The 21,392-nt window shown below is 62.7% G+C and carries 20 protein-coding genes; 10 read left to right on the plus strand and 10 right to left on the minus strand.

The features are described from left to right. Window positions 1-56 precede the first annotated feature (56 nt). Window positions 57-989, minus strand: coding sequence for an alpha/beta fold hydrolase (locus LHFGNBLO_RS19125; protein ID WP_258600767.1), 933 nt, complete (start codon window positions 987-989; stop codon window positions 57-59). Window positions 990-1,213: 224 nt separating this feature from the next. Here LHFGNBLO_RS19125 and LHFGNBLO_RS19130 point away from each other — a divergent pair, with 224 nt between their 5' ends. Both LHFGNBLO_RS19130 and LHFGNBLO_RS19135 read left to right on the plus strand, forming a co-directional pair. After that, window positions 1,214-2,218, plus strand: a complete 1,005-nt coding sequence (locus LHFGNBLO_RS19130; RefSeq protein WP_258600768.1) for a ribonuclease T2 family protein — start codon at window positions 1,214-1,216, stop codon at window positions 2,216-2,218. Between the two features lie 71 nt (window positions 2,219-2,289). After that, window positions 2,290-2,904, plus strand: a complete 615-nt coding sequence (locus LHFGNBLO_RS19135) for a hypothetical protein (protein WP_258600769.1) — start codon at window positions 2,290-2,292, stop codon at window positions 2,902-2,904. A gap of 41 nt (window positions 2,905-2,945) precedes the next feature. Here the strand turns inward: LHFGNBLO_RS19135 and LHFGNBLO_RS19140 are convergent, their stop codons facing one another. Beyond that, complete coding sequence (locus LHFGNBLO_RS19140) at window positions 2,946-4,241, minus strand: sensor domain-containing diguanylate cyclase (protein ID WP_258600770.1); 1,296 nt, start codon at window positions 4,239-4,241, stop codon at window positions 2,946-2,948. A gap of 244 nt (window positions 4,242-4,485) precedes the next feature. Between LHFGNBLO_RS19140 and ettA the strand changes: the two genes are divergently transcribed. The 3 genes from ettA to LHFGNBLO_RS19155 all read left to right on the plus strand — a co-directional run bounded on the left by ettA (window position 4,486) and on the right by LHFGNBLO_RS19155 (window position 8,199). Then, window positions 4,486-6,135 (plus strand): energy-dependent translational throttle protein EttA, encoded by a 1,650-nt coding sequence (gene ettA, locus LHFGNBLO_RS19145; RefSeq protein ID WP_258600771.1) that lies wholly within the window; start codon window positions 4,486-4,488, stop codon window positions 6,133-6,135. Window positions 6,136-6,177: 42 nt separating this feature from the next. Then, window positions 6,178-6,948, plus strand: coding sequence for a trans-aconitate 2-methyltransferase (gene tam, locus LHFGNBLO_RS19150; RefSeq protein WP_258600773.1), 771 nt, complete (start codon window positions 6,178-6,180; stop codon window positions 6,946-6,948). 129 nt (window positions 6,949-7,077) lie between these two features. Next, a complete protein-coding gene (locus LHFGNBLO_RS19155; RefSeq protein ID WP_258600775.1) occupies window positions 7,078-8,199 on the plus strand; it encodes a beta-ketoacyl-ACP synthase III in 1,122 nt (373 codons plus the stop codon). Window positions 8,200-8,202: 3 nt separating this feature from the next. Here the strand turns inward: LHFGNBLO_RS19155 and LHFGNBLO_RS19160 are convergent, their stop codons facing one another. Continuing rightward, a complete protein-coding gene (locus tag LHFGNBLO_RS19160) occupies window positions 8,203-8,769 on the minus strand; it encodes a methyltransferase family protein (RefSeq protein ID WP_258600776.1) in 567 nt (188 codons plus the stop codon). A gap of 206 nt (window positions 8,770-8,975) precedes the next feature. On the opposite strand from LHFGNBLO_RS19160, the gene LHFGNBLO_RS19165 reads away from it, so the two are divergent. Continuing rightward, a complete protein-coding gene (locus LHFGNBLO_RS19165; protein WP_258600778.1) occupies window positions 8,976-9,590 on the plus strand; it encodes an MOSC domain-containing protein in 615 nt (204 codons plus the stop codon). 49 nt (window positions 9,591-9,639) lie between these two features. Here LHFGNBLO_RS19165 and LHFGNBLO_RS19170 read toward each other — a convergent pair whose 3' ends face one another. The 4 genes from LHFGNBLO_RS19170 to tsaA form a co-directional block, all read right to left on the minus strand. Beyond that, the gene (locus tag LHFGNBLO_RS19170) at window positions 9,640-10,482 is read right to left on the minus strand and encodes an SDR family oxidoreductase (RefSeq protein WP_258600779.1); all 843 of its coding nucleotides are present in this window, start codon (window positions 10,480-10,482) and stop codon (window positions 9,640-9,642) included. Between the two features lie 135 nt (window positions 10,483-10,617). Continuing rightward, window positions 10,618-11,574 (minus strand): aminotransferase class IV, encoded by a 957-nt coding sequence (locus tag LHFGNBLO_RS19175; protein WP_258609818.1) that lies wholly within the window; start codon window positions 11,572-11,574, stop codon window positions 10,618-10,620. A 113-nt stretch (window positions 11,575-11,687) separates the two neighbouring features. After that, entirely contained in the window at window positions 11,688-12,002 is a 315-nt protein-coding gene (locus LHFGNBLO_RS19180; protein WP_258600781.1) for a DUF2293 domain-containing protein, read from the minus strand. Then, complete coding sequence (tsaA, locus tag LHFGNBLO_RS19185; protein ID WP_258600782.1) at window positions 11,999-12,520, minus strand: tRNA (N6-threonylcarbamoyladenosine(37)-N6)-methyltransferase TrmO; 522 nt, start codon at window positions 12,518-12,520, stop codon at window positions 11,999-12,001. Before tsaA ends, LHFGNBLO_RS19180 begins: the two co-directional genes overlap by 4 nt. A 164-nt stretch (window positions 12,521-12,684) precedes the next feature. Between tsaA and LHFGNBLO_RS19190 the strand changes: the two genes are divergently transcribed. Both LHFGNBLO_RS19190 and metF read left to right on the plus strand, forming a co-directional pair. Next, on the plus strand, window positions 12,685-13,707 hold the full coding sequence (locus LHFGNBLO_RS19190; protein WP_258609820.1) for an ArsR/SmtB family transcription factor: 1,023 nt from the start codon (window positions 12,685-12,687) through the stop codon (window positions 13,705-13,707). Next, the gene (gene metF / locus LHFGNBLO_RS19195) at window positions 13,707-14,624 is read left to right on the plus strand and encodes a methylenetetrahydrofolate reductase [NAD(P)H] (RefSeq protein WP_258600787.1); all 918 of its coding nucleotides are present in this window, start codon (window positions 13,707-13,709) and stop codon (window positions 14,622-14,624) included. The genes LHFGNBLO_RS19190 and metF overlap by 1 nt, the downstream gene beginning before the upstream one ends. Before the next feature lie 496 nt (window positions 14,625-15,120). On the opposite strand, the gene LHFGNBLO_RS19200 is transcribed toward metF, so the two are convergent. Next, entirely contained in the window at window positions 15,121-16,041 is a 921-nt protein-coding gene (locus LHFGNBLO_RS19200; protein WP_258600788.1) for a DMT family transporter, read from the minus strand. Between the two features lie 250 nt (window positions 16,042-16,291). Between LHFGNBLO_RS19200 and LHFGNBLO_RS19205 the strand changes: the two genes are divergently transcribed. Then, window positions 16,292-17,512, plus strand: coding sequence for an alanine racemase (locus tag LHFGNBLO_RS19205; RefSeq protein WP_258600790.1), 1,221 nt, complete (start codon window positions 16,292-16,294; stop codon window positions 17,510-17,512). A gap of 112 nt (window positions 17,513-17,624) precedes the next feature. Here LHFGNBLO_RS19205 and LHFGNBLO_RS19210 read toward each other — a convergent pair whose 3' ends face one another. Both LHFGNBLO_RS19210 and LHFGNBLO_RS19215 read right to left on the minus strand, forming a co-directional pair. Beyond that, window positions 17,625-18,803, minus strand: a complete 1,179-nt coding sequence (locus tag LHFGNBLO_RS19210) for a lytic murein transglycosylase (RefSeq protein ID WP_258600792.1) — start codon at window positions 18,801-18,803, stop codon at window positions 17,625-17,627. Between the two features lie 181 nt (window positions 18,804-18,984). Continuing rightward, complete coding sequence (locus LHFGNBLO_RS19215) at window positions 18,985-19,782, minus strand: glycoside hydrolase family 25 protein (protein ID WP_258600793.1); 798 nt, start codon at window positions 19,780-19,782, stop codon at window positions 18,985-18,987. A gap of 227 nt (window positions 19,783-20,009) precedes the next feature. On the opposite strand from LHFGNBLO_RS19215, the gene LHFGNBLO_RS19220 reads away from it, so the two are divergent. Next, entirely contained in the window at window positions 20,010-21,389 is a 1,380-nt protein-coding gene (locus tag LHFGNBLO_RS19220; RefSeq protein ID WP_258600795.1) for a serine hydrolase domain-containing protein, read from the plus strand. Window positions 21,390-21,392: the final 3 nt, after the last annotated feature.

Raw genomic sequence — 21,392 nt, forward strand, 5'->3', positions numbered from 1 at the left:
GCAGCCTCTATCAATCTCGCGTGCTGCTGTCACGGCCCTTGCAATGGGCCAACCGGTCAGGGCTTCAGCACGCCGTCGGCCCAGGCCGCGAACTCATCCATGATCATGTTTCGATTCACCTCGTTCAGGCTTTCGTGGCGGGTTTCGGCGTAAACCTTTGAAACCAGATTCGAAAAGCCCATCATGCGCATGCGGCCAGCGAGATGGCTGACCGCCTTGCCGCCATCCGAGGCCGGATCCTTCTCGCCACCGACCAAATTGACGAACAGCTCGCGCCGCACGGTTGCAAAATTGCGGTTGCTGCCGCCATTGAGCGCCATTTGGACGACGTCCTGCCACATCGACACTGAGGCATCCCAGCCGCACAGCGGATCGGCGATGTATTTCGCCACTTCGGCCTCGTCGCGGGACAGCCAGTCGAACGGCGTGCGGTGGTTGGGCACCGCTTTGCCCCAGGCCTGAAAGGTGAGCCTCGGCAGCACGCGCGACGGCACGTCGGAACCCAGCCTGAATTTTTCCCAAGCAAGGATGCCCCGAGCGGCCTGGCCGAGCAGGCCGGCGGAGAAATTGCCGTTCCAGATGGCGGCGGCATGAACACGTGGCGAGTGGCGCAACAGGAAGTTCAGAGCGACGGATGCCCCCATCGAATGGCCGAACAGAATGACCGGCAGGCCGGGCTGTTCGCTGGCGATGAGGTCGTGGACAGCCACGACATCGGCGATGACCTTGGCGCCGCCATTCGTGTCGGCGAACCTTCCGAGCGGCGCGTCGGGCGCTACAGTGGCGCCATGGCCGCGATGGTCATGGACGTAGACGTGGTAGCCGCGCTCGCCAAGGAAATCGGCGAAGCGGGCATAGCGCGCCGCATGCTCGGCCAGCCCGTGATTGATCTGGACGACAGCGCGCGGCCGGTCGCCGGCGTGCTTCACATAGAGGTTGAGCGTGGCCCCGGTCGGTGAGGCCAGCGTCGTCTGCTTGTCAAATGGCATGTTTCGCTCCCGTCGGCGACTGTTGGGTGACGACGCGGGCAACGTCAAGGACGTCGCGGTGCGCTTCTGCTGCGTAGGCTGACAAAGGGTAGGGCGGATTTTGATCAACCACTCGTTACCTGACGCGCGCAGTGGCGATTGTTTTTGCGGCGGGCGAAAGAAATCGTAATTCTGACATGTCGCACGTTTCTAGCTTGCCCGAATGAACCGTCAGGAGTGCTGAAATGCGGATTTGGGCGATATGGAGTTCGGTGTTTCTTGCACTGGCCGGCGCCGGCGTGGCGCGAGCCGATGTGAAGATGAGCGGCTCCTTCGTGGCCGACGCCGCCTGTCCGGCAACGCAGGCGATCAAGAGCGGCAAGAACCCCGGTAGCGTTTCGACCGCGACCGGGCAGAGCTACGATCTTCTGGCGGGCAACAAGGATGGGCCGACGCATTATCTCATCCGCGTGCCTGGCGCCGATCCGGAGCGCCGTTGGGTGAAAATCAGTTGCGGCCATGTCACCGGCAGCAGTGCGTCGACGGCGCCTGCCGATCAGAACCAGTCGGCCTCACCGGCCTCGGGAAAACCGGAATATGTCTTCGCGCTGAGCTGGCAGCCGGCTTTTTGTGAAACCAAGGCCAGCAAGACCGAATGCCAGGCGCAGACCGCAGCCGGTTTCGATGCGACGCATTTCACCTTGCATGGCCTGTGGCCGCAGCCGAATGGGAATTTCTATTGCCAGGTGGCGGCAAGCGACAAAGCCAACGACAACCCGGCGCACTGGAAGGATTTGCCGCCGGTCAATCTCGATGCGAGCACGCGGTCGGAGCTCGATCAGGTGATGCCGGGCACCGCTTCCAAGCTCGACCGGCATGAGTGGATCAAGCACGGCACCTGTTACGGCAAAAGCCAGCAGGAGTATTTCGCCGATGCGTTGAACCTGATGCGCGCGGTGAATGCTTCGCCGGTGCGCGACCTGTTTACGAAAAGCATCGGCAAGCAGCTGACCTCGGACCAGATTCGCCGCGCCTTTGACAGCGCCTATGGCGCCGGGGCGGGCGAGCGGGTCCGTGTGTCCTGCCTGGTCGATCCTTCGGGCGGCAGACGGCTGATCGGTGAGTTGACGCTTGGCCTGACCGGTCCGATCGGCCCCAACAGCTCATTGGGCGACCTGTTGCAGGCCTCTGCGCCCACGACCAAGGCCGGTTGCCCCAAGGGTGCCGTCGACCCTGTTGGGTTCCAATAGGCGGCGGGGACTGTCGGTTCGTCCTTGCCCGATCTAGTGTGCATCGTGCACATCATTCGGCGGGGGTGGCGATGAATGGCATGACGGGCGGCGCGCTGGCGCGGCTGGCCTTCTGGGCCAGGGGTATGGTCGCAATCCGGGACGGCCGCATGGAATGGCCGGGCTTTTCCTGTACCGAGGCGGAGTGGGCGCGGATGCGAACACTCGCCGCGCCGATCGGTGCCGGTACCTACCAGCTGTTCACGCTGGTCAATGCCGCGATCTTCATCGCCCTTGCCGCGCTCGGCATCTTTTGCCTCTTCCTGCCGCTGGCGACACTCTTGTTCCCAGTCCCGGCGGAAACCAGCGCGCTCAAGTTTTCGCTGCTGCTCGCGGCCTGCGCCTTTCTGATCATCGGGCTCGGCCTGCCCATTTCCATGCGCCTTTCAAGTGCGCTGCTCGCCTCGAAAGCTATACGCGCAGCGCTCGTCGCAGCACCTGGCGACGAGGCCCTTGCCGCAAAAGTGTCCTGGCAGATCAACCGCATCACGCTCGTGCTGTGTGGCCTGCTGGTGCCGGGGATTCTTCTGTTCATCGCCTATGACATCAATGCCGGCCCGATCATCAGCGCGCTGAAATGGCTGGCGATCGCACTGATGGGTGTCTCGGTCGCGGTCGGGGCCTTGCAGCGAAAAAAGCGGGGCTGATCCGGGTCAGCCGCCTGAGGGCGAACGGTTCGGCGGAGACATTATCCGCCGGCACCCTGTTCTGAGCGGCTCCATGCGTCGAGCCTGTCGGCGTTGCTGGCAGCAGGTTCGCCGATGACACGGTCGCGTCCGGTCAGCTTGGCCTTGTAGAGTCGCTGGTCGGCGAGGGCAAAAAGATCGGCAAGACGCTGTGTGCTGTCACTGACGGTGGAGACGCCGGCGCTGACGGTAAGGTCGAACTTTCTGGTGTGTGCGGACGCCTTGACCGCGTGCCTGACGCTTTCGCCCAGCAATCTGGCGACCGGATGCGACCGGGCGCAGAGAATAGCGAATTCCTCGCCGCCGATCCGGAACACCTGACCCTCGACGCCCACAACCTCGGTCAGCACAGCGGCGATGGTTTTCAGGACCTTGTCGCCCTCGGCATGGCCGAAGCGATCGTTGATCGACTTGAAGTGGTCGACATCGATAATCAGCAGGCTGAGCGGCTTGGCCATGCGCAAACTGACTGCGACGGCGGTTTCGCCGTCGGTTTCGAAGCTGCCGCGATGCAAGAGGCCGGTGAGGCCGTCGCGGCCGACCTGTTCGATCAAAGCCTCATAGCGTTCGCGATAGGTCAGCGTGTCGAAGATGTCGGAAAGTCCGCGCGGCACTGCGACTTGCCGCGCTTCGAACCACCGGAGATAGGCGACAAGCATCAGGCTGTAGGTCAGGGCGGCGCCCATCTTGGCGAACCAGCCGCCGAAGAAAACCGCGATCGGCGCGCCGGCGACAAAATGCAGCGCGGTGAAAAATCCCGCCTGGTCGAAGGTCAGCACACAAGCGACGGAGATCAGGACGCGGGCGAAAAGCGCCTTGCGCAGATAACGCCCAAGCTTTTCATAGAGCAGGATGATGAGGATGGCGTCGATGAACAGCAGCGTCGTGCCCCACACCATCAGCCAGCCCATTTGGTCGATGAAACCGATGTCGGGAGCCTTGCCGCTGGGGAGCGGCGCGATCTCATGCAGGCGCAGGATCAGCACAAGCCCGATCATCAGCGCATTGCCGAGCAAGAGGCCGTAGATGGGTTGCCGGACGGTTGCCGCGTCCTCCTTGATGTAAAGCAGCAGCAGCATCACCAGCTTGCCGGAAAACAGCACGGCGGAGCCTGGCGAAACCATGCCGAAGGGCAAGGCGACGTAGAAGACGCTGGCGAGGTAGGTTTCCAGGAAATGCATGACGCCGAGCGCGCAGACAAACACGCCGAGGCCGATGCGGCTCCTCAAGCGGAAGAGCGAGACCATGACGCCGAAGTAGAGGACCGCTTCGGCAAGGAGCAGGAAACTGTTCAGCAATGCCGTCGATCCAATCCTTCTCTGGAAATCGCGGCGTGCCGTCGATTCCCCATCCAACACCGTTTTGACGCGCAAGGGTTAACCGCTGCTTTCGCGGGGCCCTGCTGCGATCCGAAAAGTTGATGACAGGATGGGCGCTCCCAGCCTGGGGAAAGCTCCAAAGCGCCAAAAGCGATTGCCGTTCGGCACGGCATCGCCTACATAGCGCGCAACTTCCATTCATTCTGATCAAGGAAAAGCGCGCGTGGCACGCCAGTTCATCTATCACATGGCCGGCCTCAACAAGGCCTATGGCACCAAGAAGGTGCTCGAGAATATCCATCTCTCCTTCTACCCCGACGCCAAGATCGGCATCCTCGGCCCCAACGGCGCCGGCAAGTCGACGATCCTCAAGATCATGGCCGGCATCGACAAGGAGTGGAACGGCGAGGCGTGGCTGGCCGAGGGTGCCACCGTCGGTTACCTGGCGCAGGAGCCGGCGCTCGACCCGAAGAAGACCGTGTTCGAAAACATCATGGAAGGCGTCGCCGCCAAGACCGCCATCATCGAGCGCTACAACGAATTGATGATGAACTATTCCGACGAGACGGCCGACGAGTCGGCCAAGCTCCAGGACGAGATGGACCGGCTGAACCTGTGGGATCTGGAACAACAAGTCGAAATGGCGATGGAGGCACTGGGCTGCCCGCCCAAGGAATCGGAAGTCACCAAGCTGTCAGGTGGCGAGCGCCGCCGCGTCGCGCTCTGCCAGCTCCTGCTGCGCCAGCCCGACCTTCTGCTGCTCGACGAGCCGACCAACCATCTCGACGCCGAAACGACGGCGTGGCTTGAAAAGCATCTGCGCGCCTATCCGGGCGCGGTGATGATCATCACCCACGATCGCTACTTCCTCGACAATGTCACCGGCTGGATCCTCGAGCTCGACCGTGGCCGCGGCATTCCTTATGAGGGCAACTACACCAAATATCTCGAAGCCAAGGCCAAGCGGCTCAAGCAGGAAGGCCGCGAGGACGATGCCCGCCAGCGTGCCATCGGCCGCGAGCGCGAGTGGATTCAGTCCAGCCCGAAGGCACGACAGACCAAGTCGAAAGCGCGTATCCAGGCATTCCAGGATTTGCTGGACGCAGCCGACAAGCGGCGGCCGACCGACACCCAGATCGTCATTCCGCATGGCGAGCGCCTGGGCAATGTGGTGATCGAGGTCGACGGCCTGTCGAAGGGCTTTGGCGACACGCTGTTGATCGAGGGTCTGGAATTCAAGCTGCCGCCCGGCGGCATCGTCGGCGTCATCGGCCCGAACGGCGCCGGCAAGACGACGCTGTTTCGCATGATCACCGGCCAGGAAAAGCCGGACGCCGGCACGGTCCGCGTCGGCGAAACCGTCAAGCTCGGCTATGTCGACCAGAGCCGCGATACGCTCGATCCGGCCAAGACCGTGTGGGAAGAGATTTCAGGCGGCGCCGAAGTGGTCAAGCTCGGCAAGTTCGAGGCCAACACCCGCGCCTATTGCGCGTCGTTCAACTTCCGAGGCGGCGACCAGCAGCAGAAGGTCGGCAACCTGTCCGGCGGCCAGCGCAACCGCGTACATCTGGCAAAAATGCTGAAGACCGGCGGCAATGTCCTGCTGCTCGACGAACCGACCAACGATCTCGATACGGAAACGCTGGCGGCACTCGAAGACGCGCTGGAAAACTTCGCCGGCTGCGCCGTCATCATCTCGCACGATCGCATGTTCCTCGACCGCCTGGCGACGCACATCCTCGCTTTCGAGGGCGACAGCCATGTCGAATGGTTCGAGGGTAACTTCGAGGACTACGAGCAGGACAAGATCCGCCGCCTCGGTCCGGATGCGGTCAATCCGCACCGCATGACGTATAAGAGGCTGACGCGGTAAGGCGCTGATTTGGGGGCGAAATTCTCAAATCGAGGAGCTGAAATGGCTGATTGGTCCGCCGCCCAATATCTGAAATTCGAGGACGAGCGCACGCGGCCGGCGCGCGATCTCGTCGCCCAGGTGCCGGTGGACTTCCCGCGACGGGTCGTCGATATCGGCTGCGGGCCGGGCAACTCGACCGAATTGCTGGTCGAGCGCTGGCCGGCGGCGCAAGTCAGCGGCTTCGATACCTCACCTGACATGATCGAAAAGGCGAGGGCGAGGCTGCCCGACGTCAGCTTCGAGCTGGGCGATGCCGCGGCTTGGCAGCCGGCGCAATCTGTCGACGTGATCTTCGCCAATGCGGTGTTCCAGTGGCTGCCGGAGCACCCAGCGGTGTTCCAGCGGCTGATGGCTTTCCTGGCGCCGGGTGGCGCGCTTGCCATTCAGATGCCCGACAATCTCGGTGAGCCTTCGCACCAGCACATGCGGGAGACGGCGGCGGAAATGCCGTTTGCCGCAAAGCTCCAGGGGGCGGCGCGTGGACCACTGCCGCCAGTGTCGTTCTACTACGATCTGTTGTCGCCATTCTCCGACCGGCTCGACATCTGGCACACCGCCTACAATCATCCGCTCGCCGATGCCGAGGCGATCGTCGAATGGGTGAAGGCGACGGGGCTGAAACCCTTCCTCGATCCGCTGGACGCCGACGAGCGGAAAATGTTCCTGGAGCACTACACGGCGAAGATCGCCGGGGCCTATCCGAAGACGGCAAGCGGCAAGGTGCTGCTGCGTTTTCCGCGCATCTTCATTGTTGCCAAGCGAGGCGCCTAGCACTCCGGTGAACTCTGGCAATGTTCCTGGTTTAAGGCGGCATAAACCGCCTGGATGAGAAAAGTGTTGCGTCGAGTCTCTTCGGCGCCCACATGAGAGCCGCAACGCCTGCCTATGGACGGAATGGAAATGCATCGCGTCATCATCAGCGGCATCGGCGTCGAAATCCCTGAACCTTCGATCACCAATGAAGAACTGGTCGCCAGCTTCAATGCCTGGGTCGACATGGAGAATGTGCGCCGTTCGGCCTCGGGCGAGACACTGCTGCAGAAGTCGGACAGCGCCTTCATCGTCCACGCGTCGGGCGTCCAGACCCGCCATGTGATCGAGCGGGAAGGCATTCTCGACCCGACCCGCATGGCGCCGCGCATTCCGGCCCGGCCGGACGACGCGCTGTCACTGCAGGCCGAGTTCGGCATCGCATCGGCCAGGAAAGCCATCGACCATGCCGGCCTGCAGCCATCTGACATCGATCTGGTGATCTGCTCGGCCTCGCATCACCAGCGGCCCTATCCGGCGATTGCCATCGAAATGCAGGAGGCGTTGGGCACCAAGGGCGCCGGCTTCGACATGGGGCTCGGCTGCTCGTCGGCCGCGGCCGCCCTGCACATCGCGGTCAATCTGGTGCGGGCGGGTGCGCACAAGCGCGTGCTGGTGACGACGCCGGAAATCATCACCGGTCATCTCAATTTCCGCGACCGGCAGACGCATTTCATCTTCGGCGACGCCTCGGTGTCGATGATCGTCGAGGGACTCGGCAAGGGCGACAGACGGCCCGGGCGCTTCGAGGTGCTCGACACGCGCACCTGGACGCAGATGTCCAACAACATCCGCACCAATCTTGGCTACCACACCCGCACAGCCCAGGATGATCCCTACATGATCAATCTGGAAGGCAATCTGATCAAGCAGGTCGGCAACAAGGTGTTCAAGGAAGTCACCGTTGCCGGGCACAAATTCATCGTCGAATTCCTGGGCGAACACGGGCTGACGCCGCAAACAATCCGGCGCTTCTGGCTGCACCAGGCCAATGCGCGGATGAACGCCATGATCCTGAAACTGGCCTTCGGCCACGAGGTCGACCACGACCGCGCGCCGATGGTGCTCGAGCGGCTCGGCAACACCGCCGGCGCCGGCGCCATCATCGCGCTGTCGGAGAACCACGCCGACATGAAACCCGGCGACTACGGCCTGCTCTGTGCCTTCGGCGCGGGATACTCGATTGGTGGTGCGCTGCTCAGGATGTTGTGAAGCCTATTTGGGCGCGAACGGCACCAGCATCGGAACGCGCAAGGCATAGTCGTCATAGGCGCTGCCGAGCTCGCCGCGCAGGAACTTCTCCTCAAGCCTTGCCTTCACGATGATGCCGACAGTAAGCAGGGCGGCACCGGCAACGCCCCAGACCGTGCCTTTCGCGGCCATGGTGGCGAGGATCGCCAGCAACAGGCCGGTATAGATCGGATGCCGAACCAGCCCATAGGGCCCGGTGTCGACGACACGGTGACCGGCCTTGGCAGTGACCGTGCCCGACCACAGCCGGCCGAGATGCAGGCGGGCCCACCAGGAGAAGGCCAGGCCGACGGCGATCAGCGCCACGCAACTCCAGGCCACGGCAAGGGTCGGGAACCAGAGTCTGAGGCGGCCGACATAGCCATGCGCTGGAACGAACAGCAGGATCGTGCCGATCATCCACAGGGCGCGATAGCGAAACTCCGCCTGGAAGCCGGCGCGCTTTTGCGCCGGGTCAGCCCAGTAGGCAGCTGCCGCCCATGAGACAATCCAGATCAGCCAAAGTGCAGCGATTGCGTTCGCGGGATGCATGATGACCGCTCCTCCAAGTGCCAGCATCAAGTCGACGCAGCGCGGCAACAATGCGGCGCGGCATCGAGACAGATCCCAATTCGGAGTAAGAAGATCGTGATCGCCCGATATCAGGAATTCATCACGTAGATCGGACCATCAGCGCTTTCGACTGGACCGCGTGATTTGACATCGGTTAGAGCAAGATCATGCAAGGAACAAAACCGATGGATCTCTTCCCCGAGGCCGAGAACCCGGTCGAAATCATCCCGGCGCGCAAACTCGTCGCAAAAGTGGCTGCGCTCTACGTCGCGCCATCAGATCATTTCGAGACGCGGCCGGTAGAAGAATTGCGGCTTGGCTTCGACGGCATATCAGGCGATTTCCACGCTGGCGCAACGCGGCGGTCCGGCGGCCGTGAGCCCTGGTATCCGCGTGGCACCGAAATGCGCAACGAGCGGCAGCTGTCGATCGTGGCAGCGGACGAACTGGCGATCGTTGCCGAACGGATGGGGCTGGCGGAGATCAGACCGGAGTGGATCGGCGCCAATCTCTTGATCGAAGGAATACCGCATCTCACGATGCTGCCGTCCGGCACGCTGTTGTTTTTCAAGGGCGGCGTCACAATCAAGGTCGACGCGCAGAACGGACCGTGCCGCGTCGCCGGGCGCTCGATCGCCGAGAATGCCGGGATGGCCGACCGCGAGGCCGGCGCGCTGGCCTTTCCAAAGGCGGCGAAGCGGCTGCGCGGTCTTGTCGCCTGGGTCGAGAAACCAGGCACGATCGTTGCCGGCGAGGAGATTTCGGCGCGCGTGCCCGAGCAGTGGATTTATCGCGCTTAGGGGCGGGGGTAGGACTACGCCGCCTGGGCGGCGTAGCGAGATTTTGACCTCAGGCTGCTTTGCGATTCTTCTTCACGCCTTGCGCCAGGTCGGACACGTGATCCCATTTTTCCCAGGTGGCGATTCGGTTGGCGTATTCCTGTTTGATCATCGGCAGGCCGCCATCGCCGAAGAACACCCTGAGCGGCGGCTCGGCGGCATCGACGATTGCCAGCATTGCCGGTCCGGTCGCCTCAGGATCGCCGGCCACGGCGCGGCTGCGGCGCTCGACCATTGCAGCGCGGGCGGGCGCGTAGGCTTCGATCGCTTTTGAGACCTTGGCCGACGGGCCCGCCCAGTCGGTGGAGAAGCCGCCCGGCTCGACAAGCGTGACGTGGATACCGAATGGAGCAACCTCGATGCTGAGCGACTGGCTGAAGGCTTCCAGTGCCCATTTCGAGGCGTGGTAGAGGCCGAGCGAGGCGAAGGCCTTGACGCCGCCGATCGACGAGATCTGGATGATATGGCCGGAACGCTGCGCCCGCATGATCGGTAGCACGGCCTGGGTGACCCAGAGGGCGCCGAACACATTGGTCTCGATCTGGTCGCGGGCTTCCTGCTCACTGACTTCCTCGATGGCGCCGAAATGGCCATAACCGGCATTGTTGATGACGACGTCGAGGCGGCCGAAACGCTTGTGCGCCTCGGCAATCGCGGCCTCGACGGCCGACTTGTCGGTGACATCGAGCTTTATCGCGGCGATGTTGTCGCCATATTTTTCGACGAGATCGGAAAGTGTGCTGGCATCGCGAGCCGTCGCCGCAACGCGGTCGCCGCGAGCAAGTGCGGCCTCGGCCCAGACGCGGCCAAAACCTTTTGACGATCCGGTAATAAACCAAACCTTGTGTGTCATGATCCACCAGTTCTCAATGATTTTTGATCGAAACGGAGGCTTCTCCGTTTCGGTCATATAGAAAGCGGTCTCAGATCATCCAAGGCCGAAGCACATTTTGTTGATGTGGGCGACGCAACAGCAAGGTGTTGGCAGCTAGCCGTATCGCACCACGCTCGACCAGGCCGGATCATCGTGTTTTTGCCAATAGAGCGCCATGAGGCGCTGGGTGATGGCGCCGACCTTGCCGTCAGCGACCGCGGTGCCGTCGATCAGCGTGACCGGCATGATGCCGCCGGCGGTCGAGGTGATGAAGACCTCGTCGGCGGCACGCAGCGCAGCGACGCTGACGTCTGCCGCGGTGGCGGCAAGTCCGGCCTCGGCGCAGAGATCGAAGACGGTGCGCCTTGTGATGCCGGGCAGCACGCCTATGGCTGGCGTCGACAGTTTTTGGTCCTTCACGCAAAAGACGTTGAAGCCCGGGCCTTCTGCCACATTGCCGTTGAAATCGAGGATCAGCGCGGTCTCGGCGCCGCGGTCATAGGCGTCGTAGAGGCCACGCACCAGATCGAGCCAGTGATAGTTCTTGATCGCCGGGTCGATCGAGGCCGGTGGAATGCGCACCTTGTCGCTGATCGCAACATGCAAGCCGCGCTGCAATTGCTCGGCATTGGCGACCGAGCCGAACGGAACGGCGAAAGCCATGAAGCGGTTGACCGCCTCGCGCGGGTCGCGGCTGAAGGTCGGCGAGGCGCCGCGCGTGCACAGCATCTCGACATAGGCGGCGCGATGGCCCGATAGCGCGACGCAATTGTGCAGGATTTCGGCCACGCCGTCGCGGTCGAACGGGATCGCCATGCGCAGCTTTTCCAAGCCGCCGAAGAAGCGCTCGAGATGCAGGTCGAGACGAAAGAAGCGGCCGTTCCAGACATGCACCGTGTCGTAGGTGGCGTCGGAATGCAGGAACCCCCAATCCAACACCGAGACCTTGGCTTGCGACATCGGCAGATACTGGCCATCCAGGAAGGCGACGCCCTGGGGATAGCCATGCGGGTCGATGTGGAGGGCAGAGACCGAAGGCAGTAGCGGTTTGGTTTGTGCATCGATGCTCATCAATTCCTCCGTCAGGCCGTTTCTCTTGTCGACTGAGGTGATGGGATAGAGCGGCATGGCGTGTGGGACAAGGAACAGGCCGGCTTTCCGCATGAGCCATCGAAGGGCAGGCGCTATTCCTCCGCGTCGTCGGCGTCGAGGAGGCGCGTGGCGCGCCAGCGGGTCAGCACGACGTTGGTCTGTTCGATGACGAAGAAGCGCGCCGAGTCGCGGTCATAGCCTTCGGTCAGCAGCCTTTCGTAGTCGGTGTGGGCATGACGGATATGCGCGATGGTTGCCAGCCAAACGGCGATGGTCGGCGGCAAGGTCTTCATATGCACCGCGCCGGCTTCGGTACGGATCTTTTCCATGTCGGCATAGGGCGCCAGCGGCAAAAGTGCTGTCAGCGCCTTGGCGATTGCGCGGCGGCGGCCGGTCGGCGCGCTCATTGCCGAATCCGATTGAGCTCGTCGCGTCCGGCAATGGTTGCCTCAGCAAAGGCGTCGGTCGAGGCGAAGTAGGGCTTGATGTCGATCACTGGCGTGCCATCGAGAACATCGATGGCGTCGAGGTCGATGCGACCTGTCTCGATGTCGACGGCGACGAGCCTGGCGATGTGCAGGCCGATCGGATTCGGCCGGGCAGGGGAGCGCAGCGAGAAAACCCCTTTCGGGTCAGCCGCATGGCGGGGTTTCTGGACAATCAGAGTCCTCGGCGCGTGGTGCAGCCAGGAGAGGACAATGATGTGGCTGGCGCGTTCTAGGCCAAGCAGTCCATCCCGATAAAGCAGGTCGATCATGAGCACCGCCGGTTGGCCTGTCTCCCGCGCGGCGTTCATATTTTTAGGGCAGGTCTCACGCGAGGTCCACGGCGAGGCGATGCGGCCGATGAAGGTGACATGGCCGTCCGGCGGCATATCGGCCGGATCGGTTTCCAGAAGCCTTTCGCCGTCGCGCGTCTCGAACATGCCTTCGCCTCTATCATGTTTCCGGCCGACCGTGACCGAAAAGCGATTGCCGCCTATGAGGATCACGCAAGCGGCATTTTCTTGTCCAACAGCGACATAAGCCTTGCAAGGTGGTGAAAATCGACATAAACATATGTTTATATCTTTTCAAAGAGAATACGCTCATGCATGTCGCGCTCGATACGATGGTGGATACGTTGAAGGCGGCGGCCGAATCCAGCCGCCTACGCATATTGGCGTTGCTGTCGCGGGGCGACCTTACCGTTTCCGATCTCACCGAAATTCTCGGCCAGTCGCAGCCGCGCGTGTCGCGTCACCTCAAGCTGCTGCTCGAAGCCGGGCTGATCGGCCGCTACCAGGAGGGGTCGTGGGCCTTCTTCCGGCTTTCAGATTCCGATGCGGCGCGGGATTTCGTGATCAGGCTGGTCTCCAGCATCCGCGGCGCCGACCCGCAGGTCGAGCGCGATCTCGAACGGTTGGCTTCCGTCAAGCGCAAGCGGCAGGATCGCGCTGCCGAGTATTTTTCTGAAAACGCCGCGAGTTGGGATCATATCCGTTCGTTGCATGTGCCAGACCGCGCCGTCGAGGCTGCCCTCATCAAGCTCGTCGGCAAGCGGCCGTTCCAGTCGATGCTTGATCTCGGCACCGGCACCGGGCGTTTGCTCGAAATCTTTTCGCCGCTGTACCGGCGCGGCGTCGGCATCGACATGTCGCGTGAGATGCTGACGGTGGCGCGCGCCAATCTCGACAAGGCGGGCGTTTCGAATGCGCAGGTGCGGCAGGGCGATATTTTTGCGCCGCCGGTCGAGCGCGACGCCTTCGATCTCGTCACCATCCACCAGGTGCTGCACTATCTCGACGATCCCGCCCGCGCCATCCGCGAGGCGGCGCGCCTGCTGCGGCCGGCCGGCCGGCTGGTGATCGTCGATTTCGCGCCGCATGCGCTGGAATTCCTGCGCGACCAGCATGCGCATATGCGGCTCGGCTTTTCGGACCGGCAGATCACCGAGTGGTTTTCCGAGGCCGGTCTCGACCTCGAGGACAGCCAGGAATTCGAACCGCGCGGCGGCAACGAGGCGCGGCTGACCGTAAAACTGTGGCTTGGCCGCGACCGCCGCATGCTGATCGCCGATCCTGCCTCTGATCGTCAACCGGCCAATGTACAATCGATGGGGGAAGTCGCCTGATGAACCAGTTCCGCTTTTCCCGCCGCCCCGACATTGGCGACAAGGTCAGGGTTTCGTTCGAGTTCTTCCCGCCGAAGAACGACGAAATGGAAGCCAGGCTGTGGGACACGGTCACCCGGCTGGAGCCGCTCCAGCCGAAATTCGTCTCGGTCACCTATGGTGCCGGCGGCTCGACCCGCGAGCGCACCGCCCGCACGGTCAAGCGCATCCTCAACGAAACGACGCTGACACCGGCGGCGCACATGACCTGCGTCGACGCCGCGCGTCACGAGGTCGACGCGGTGATCCAGGAATTCGCCGACATGGGCGTGAAACGCTTCGTCGCCTTGCGAGGCGATCCGGCAGAAGGCGTCGGCGCCGCCTACAAGCCGCATCCGGACGGCTATGCCAATGGCGCCGAGCTGGTCGGGGCGCTGAAGGGCGCCGGCGATTTCGACATCTCGGTCTCGGCCTATCCGGAAAAGCATCCGGAAAGCCCGGATTTCGCGACCGACATCGACATGCTCAAGCGCAAGGTCGACAATGGCGCGACGCGGGCGATCACCCAGTTCTTCTTCGACAACGATCTCTACGAGCGCTATGTCGAGCGGGCACGGCGGGCCGGCATCTACATACCGATCGTGCCGGGCATATTGCCGGTGCACAATTTCACCCAGGTCGCCAACTTCTCGGCGCGCTGCGGCGCGCTGGTGCCGGCATGGCTGGCCGAGCGCTTCGACGGCTTGCAGAAGGACCCGCAGACGCATGCGCTGGTGGCATCGGCGGTAGCGGCCGAGCAGGTGCTCGACCTGGTCGAGCGCGGCGTTGGCGATTTTCACTTCTACACCATGAACCGGGCCGATCTGGTGGTTGCCGTCTGCCACATGATCGGCATCCGTTCGCATGAGACCGAGGCGGCAGGATCAGCCGCCGCCTAAGCCGTGCGAGGTTCGTTGAAAATGCAAAAAGGCCGGGAAAACCCCGGCCTTTTCAATGATTTAGACTATTTGGTGCTGGTCTTCCCCATTTTGGCGGGTCAGGGAAGAAAGCCCATAATGAGGGCTCCGATAAATGCGAACGCAGCACAAATCATCAATGCGTTGATTGGCCTCGTAAGTCCCATGTCATAGCCTCCTCTTAAAGAGCTATGCCCAGAGTCTAGGGTCATTTGTGCCACAGGCAAGCAGAAAATATGCTGCAATGCGACGAGATTGTGGAATTTGCGACCTGCTTTTTGCCGTTAGGCATTGAAACTCTTCGGCAAAAGCCGGCTTCACACCTGTGAATAAATTGTGGCATAGCCGCGGCACCACCAAGGCATGGCAGCGCTACCGCATCGGCCCGAATGTCGAATTTTACTTTCGGAAAGCCCGATGCGGATTCAAATCAATGTGTTAGGGCGTCCTTTGCGCGTCCAATTGGACGCGCGGCGCTCTAACGTCTGCCAAACAGGCGCCCGTCAATGGTGACCAGACCAAATGCGATCAGCGCCATGCCGCCAAGTTCGAAAAGCTCGAGCCGTTCGCCAAGGAACAGTAAGCCGAGCAGGATGGCGCTGACCGGCACGATGAGCGTGACCAGCGAGGCGTTGGTGGCGCCGGCCGAGGCGACAAGGTTGAAGTAGAGGATATAGGCGAAGGCCGTGGACAGCAGCGCCAGCGCCAGCACCGCCGCCCAGACCGGCGGCGAGGCGGAGAAGAGACCGGCCGGACCGTAGGCAAAGAGCACGACGGGGATCATGATGATGGTCGAGACGGTCAATTGCCCGGTGGCGATGACCGGCGAGGGCACGCCCTTGAAGCGGCGGGCTATCATAAGCGCCACCGCATAGGACAGCGAGGCGCCGATCAGCGCGAATTTCGCCCAGACCGGGCCGCCGAGCCCGGCAAGCAGGCCGGGACCGATCATCACCGCCGTGCCCGCGATGCCTAGCGCGATGCCTGCAAGCTTGTTCCAGGACAGTTTCTCGTCTGATGTCAGCGCATTGGCGAGGATCAGCGTCCAGAACGGCGTCGTCGAATTGAGCACCGAGGCGACGCCGGCGCCAAGCTCGGTCTGACCGGCGAAGATCAGCGAGAAGGGGACGACGTTGTTGGTCAGCGCCAGCAGGAAGAACAGCCCGGCATGCGGCAAGGCGAGACGGAAGGATGGGCCGCGCAAGCCGAGATAGAGATGCAGGGCGATAGCGGCGATGGCAACGCGAAACAGCACCAGCACCAGCGGAGGCAACTCCGATACCGCAATACGGGCAAAGAAGAACGAGCCGCCCCAGATGGCACCGAGTAGCAGAAGCTGTCCCCAGTCCTTGAGAGCCATCGGCCCGCGTGGCTTCGCGGTGGCGGCTGTGATTGCCATGCGATCGTCCTCCCAGACGGGTCTCGATGCGATGTCTGTCAGGGGCCATGTCTGTCAGGGCCAAGTCCGTCAGGCGTCTGTTCAAGCCATACCCGGTCCGGTGACAAGGGCCACCCGAAACCTGATTGATGGCGTAGCATTCCCGCCAATGGCCTTAGCGTGGCTTCCTCAGGGTCGCGAGACACAGAATTGTTTTCATTAGCCGCTAGCTTGGATTAATTGTGCGCAGCCTGACTTAGGGGATTCGTCCATGCAGCGATTCGAAAATGCCCGCGAGGCGGCGCTCGCGCTTCGTCCGGACGATCCGATCTATTGCTTTCGGCCGCAGGTGCTGAAGGCGGATGCCCGACAATTCATGGGCATGTTTCCCGGCAAGACTGCCTATGCGGTCAAGACCAATGGCGAGCAGATCGTGCTGAAGGCGCTGGTCGAGGCTGGCGTCGACGCCTTCGACGTGGCCTCGCCCGGCGAGTTCGCCGCCGTGCGTGCGGTCTCGCCCGACGCCGAAATGCTCTACATGCATCCGGTCAAGGCGCAGTCGGACATCAAGCTGGCGTTGGAGAAATACGCCATCCGCGTCATCTCGCTCGACCATGAGGACGAGATCACCAAGCTGACCCGCGTGGTGCGGGCGCTCGACATCGACCCGGGCGCGATCACCGTGTTCGTGCGCATCCAGACGAAGGGATCGGCCGCCTACGAATTGTCGAAGAAGTTCGGCGCCGGGCCGGCCTATGCGGTCGAACTCGCCGAGCGTCTCAACCGGACGGGCTATAAGGTCGGCCTTTGCTTCCATGTCGGCAGCCAGATCGAGGATCCCGACACCTATGAGCGGGCGCTGGCCTCAGCCGACTGGGTGCGCAACCGGTTGACCTTCGATGTGGCGGGGCTCGATGTCGGCGGCGGTTTTCCGGCCGAGTACGGCCATGATCCCAACCGCAAGCAGGTCGAGATGCCGTCGCTCGGCCAGATCATGTCGCGGCTGTCGGGCGATCTCAGGGAATACCAGTTTGACCAGATGCCGCTGGTGGCGGAGCCGGGCAGGGTGATCGTGGCGCGCTGCCTGTCGCTGATCGTGCGCGTGTTGTTGCGCAAGGGCAAAAGGCTCTACATCAACGACGGCATCTGGGCGTCGCTGTCGGACTCATGGACCGGCAAGATCACCCTGCCGGCGCGCTTCATTCCCGATCCGGCGATCCGCTCGCGCAATGGCGAGGAGAAGAACATCGTGCCGTTCAAGGTCTGCGGTGCGACCTGCGATTCCGTCGATATCTTGTCGCGGCCCTTCTGGTTGCCTGAAACCGTCGATACCGGCGACTGGATCGAGATCGGCCATATCGGCGCCTATTCGCTGTCGCTCCGGACCCGCTTCAACGGCTTCTATCCGGACACCTTCGTCGAGGTGACGACGCCCTTCGATGAAGGCGACGCGCCGCAGGGGTTTGCGAGTTTGGAGACGATGGCGGATTAGTGAGTAGTGAGTAGTGAGAATAGTAAGTAGCGGGCGAGAATCACCAAAGCGCATGTGAGGATAGCTACTCGCTACTCGCTATTCACTACTTACTACTCACTACTCGCTTTTCTCACAGCCTCGCCAGAAGATCCGGCGTCGGCCAGCCGTCTACGGGCAAGCCAAGGCGCATCTGCTCCTTGCGGATCGCGTCGCGGGTGTTGGTGCCCAGGATGCCGTCGACCGTGCCCACGTCATAGCCTTTGGCCTCGAGCTTGGTCTGCAGTTCCCTCATCTGGTCGCCATTGAGGCCGGTCTCCGGATTGCGCGGGTCGAACTGCTTTGCTCCCGCCAATCGGGCGGCAAGGGTTGCCGCAGTCAGCGCGTAGGTGAAGGACTGGTTCCATTCGAGATAGACGTCGAAATTGTCATAGACGAGGAAGGCTGGCCCCTTGCGGCCCATTGGCAGCGCCAGACCGGCCTTGAGGCCGTTGTCGACGAGGGGCGTGCCGTTGGGATTGGTGACGCCCCACTGCGCCCATTGCGTCAGCGGCAGCTTGTTGGTGCGCCCCGTCTGGTCCCACGGCAGGTCTTCGGGCACGCGCACTTCCTCGATCCAGGGCTGGTCGCGTTTCCAGCCGCGCGACATGATCTTGCTGGCGGTGGTCATGATGACATCAGGCGCGCTGCCGCGCAGGTCGACGATCCCGTCGCCATCGCCGTCGACGCCGCGGGCGAGATAGTCGGAGGGCAGCATCTGCGTCTGGCCGATCTCGCCGGCCCAGGCGCCCTCGACATCGGCCGGCACGACGCCGCGATCGATCAGCGTCAGCAACGGCACGATCTGCGGCCGAAAGAGCTGCGGACGGCGGCAGTCATGGGAGAGCGTGACCAGCGCATTCAGCGTATGGAAATCGCCCTGCACAGCGCCGAAATCGGTCTCCAGTGCCCAGAAGGCGGCGATGATCGGCGCCTGGACTCCGAATTCCTGGTCGGCGCGGCTAAAGACATCGGCGTACTTCTTCAGATTGGCGGCACCTTGCTTCAGGCGGTAGTCCGAGATCATGCGGTTCGAGAATTGGATGAAGGTCTGCGAAAAGACTCCCTGGGTGCGGTCTCGCGCAAGAACCTTGTCGTCGATGGTCGCTTCTTCAAGAGCTTCGAGGCCGGCGGGCCCGACGCCGGCTGCCTTGGCTTCCGCCGCCACGCCCTGCTTCCACGCCTCGAAGTCGCCGCCGCATTCCTGCGCCGCAGCCGGCAGGGCCGTGGCCGTCAGGAACAGCGCCGCGAGAATTTCAAAGCGCAGTCGCATCGCCATCCTTTCGAGCTAACGCATGACCGCGGAAAACCGAGATCGGTTTCCGCGGTCATGCGCAGATTCAAAGTGCCAGAGCGTCCTTTGCGCGTCCATTCCCACGCGCGGCGCTCCGGATCACCAGCGGTTGCAAACTTTCGCCGCCGGCAGCTTCGAAAAGCAGGCGCAAGCGCTGGTGTCAACGGGTGTTCTGCCGCAGCCACTTGTTCCAGGCAGCTTCCGTGCCGTTGAAAACGTTGATGTCGGCCTTGCCGGTCATGCCGGGAATAATGCCGGTTCCGGTGTACTGCCAGAAAGTGAAGGGATGGCTGCCGTATTTCTGGCGTGGATGGCCGGCGACGGAGCGCAGCCAATAGGGATAGCCACGGAAGGCCGAGAGATTGTTGTCGTCGAAGAAGTCGATCGAGGTGTAGATGATCGGCTTCTTGCCATAATGCCTTTCGACGATTTGGAGGAAAATGCTCATCTCGCTGCGCACCGTCGCAGAGTCCGGGCGCAACTTGCAGGTCGGCGATTGCGGGTTCCATTCCATGTCGAGGACCGGCGGCATCGCCGAGCGGTCGTTGGGCACGTTTCGGATGAACCAGCGGGCCTGCGTGGCGGCGGGTGTGCAAAAATAGTAGAAATGATAGGCCGCGCGCGGAATTCCGGCGGATTTCGTGCGGCTCCAATGCTCGTTGAAATACTCGTCGAAGCGGTCGCCGCCTTCGGTCGCCTTGATGAAGGCGAAGGAGATGCCGCCGGCCTTGGCCGCCGGCCAGTCGACCGAGGTCTGGTATTTGGAGACGTCGGTGCCGTGAACGGCATAGTTCCATGGCGCGCCGCTGTCCCATTCGTGCGGCTTGGAGTCGGCGAAACGCGGAGCGCGCACGGCAACCGTCGGCGTGCTGGACGGCGACATGACGGGCACAAGATCGCCGACAGTCGAGCAAGCGCCCAGCAGCGTCAGCGTGATGAGGGCCGCGAAACGGCGCATCGCTACTCCTGAACCGGTTTCAGCCGGTCGCTGATGGGTTAATGCTGCGGGTGGCCCCTGGATATTGCCCCACCGGACGGTCACCCCACAGGATCGCCCGGTATTACTAGTGATCGCCGATCATGGTTGATAACAGGTTGACGGCGCTCGACAAGTTCAGCGATTTGCCGAACCAATGGCGGCAAATCGATGACATAAGTCAAGCGGGCCCTTGGGAGGCGCAAAGAATGCGGATCGTTGTGAAGATCGTCAAATGGCTGCTGGGGCTGGTCGTGCTGGCGATCGCCGCACTGTTTGCCTGGCTCTATCTCGCGCCGCCGGAACTCATCCGTGTCGGCTCGGGCTATTCGGCCAAGATCGTCTGCTCCAACGTCTTTATCGCCGGACGCGACGCCAACGAGGTGCTCGCCGTCGATGTGCAGGCGCCGGGCCATCCGCTGCTGAAGCTGATGAGAGTGTCGGTGGACAAGGAGAAGGGGACGGTTTGGGCAGGTCTGTTCGGGGTGCTGGGCAAGAGCGTCGCGATCGCGCGCGACGGGCTTGGCTGTGCTTCGGTTCCCGACGGCGACATCGACAAGGCGCGGCAGACGGCAGTCTATGTCGAGCCGGCCGCCTCCAGGCAGGACGCATTGTGGCCAGAGGGCGAGCGGGTCGACGGCTCGCAGAGCCCCGAGCTGGCGAAAATTCTCGACGATCCGGCTTTGACCGGCACCGGGATGCGGGCGGTGGTGGTGGTGAAAAACGGCCACGTCGTTGCCGAGCGCTATGGCGACGGTTTTTCGGAAAAGACGCCGCTGCTTGGCTGGTCCATGACCAAGACGGTGAACGCCGCGATCATCGGCACATTGGTGAAGGACGGCAAGATGGCGATGGCGAACCAGGGCCTGTTCGGCCTCTGGAAAGCCGACGGCCGCTCGGCCATCAGCCTCGCCGACCTGATGGCGATGTCGAGCGGGCTGGAGTTCAACGAGGATTATGGCGACGTCGCCGATGTGACGCGAATGCTTTATCTCGAACCCGATATGGCAGGCTTTGCCGAATCCAAGCCGCTGACCGGGGATGTCGGCAAGGTGTTTTCCTATTCGAGCGGCACGACGGTGATGCTGTCGCGCCTCTGGCAGGACGCAGTCGGCGACAAGGGCAAAGCGCTGGCTTGGCCGAGGACGATGCTGTTCGAGCCGCTCGGCATGCATAGCGCCGTGCTCGAAACCGATGAAGCCGGGACCTTTGTCGGTTCCTCCTATCTCTACGCCACGGCGCGCGACTGGGCGCGCTTCGGCCAGTTCCTGCTGCAGGATGGAGTTTGGAACGGCAGGGAAATACTGCCGGCCGGTTTCGTCGAATGGATGCGGGAGCCGGCGTCCGCTTCAAAAGCCTACGGCAAGGGTCAGTTGTGGATCGAGGGGCCGGGCGACGAGGAAAGCCCCGGTGCCGGCGTTGCCTCGGGCTTGCCCAAGGATACCTACTGGATGGAAGGGCATGACGGGCAGACGGTCGCCATTATCCCGTCCGAGCAGTTGGTGGTGGTGCGGCTCGGGCTGACGCCTGCCAAGCTTGGATATCGGCCGCAGACGATGGCGGCTGCGTTGGTGAAGGCGCTGCATTAGCTG

Origin of the sequence: Mesorhizobium sp. AR10 (assembly GCF_024746795.1) — a bacterium.
GTDB lineage: Bacteria > Pseudomonadota > Alphaproteobacteria > Rhizobiales > Rhizobiaceae > Mesorhizobium.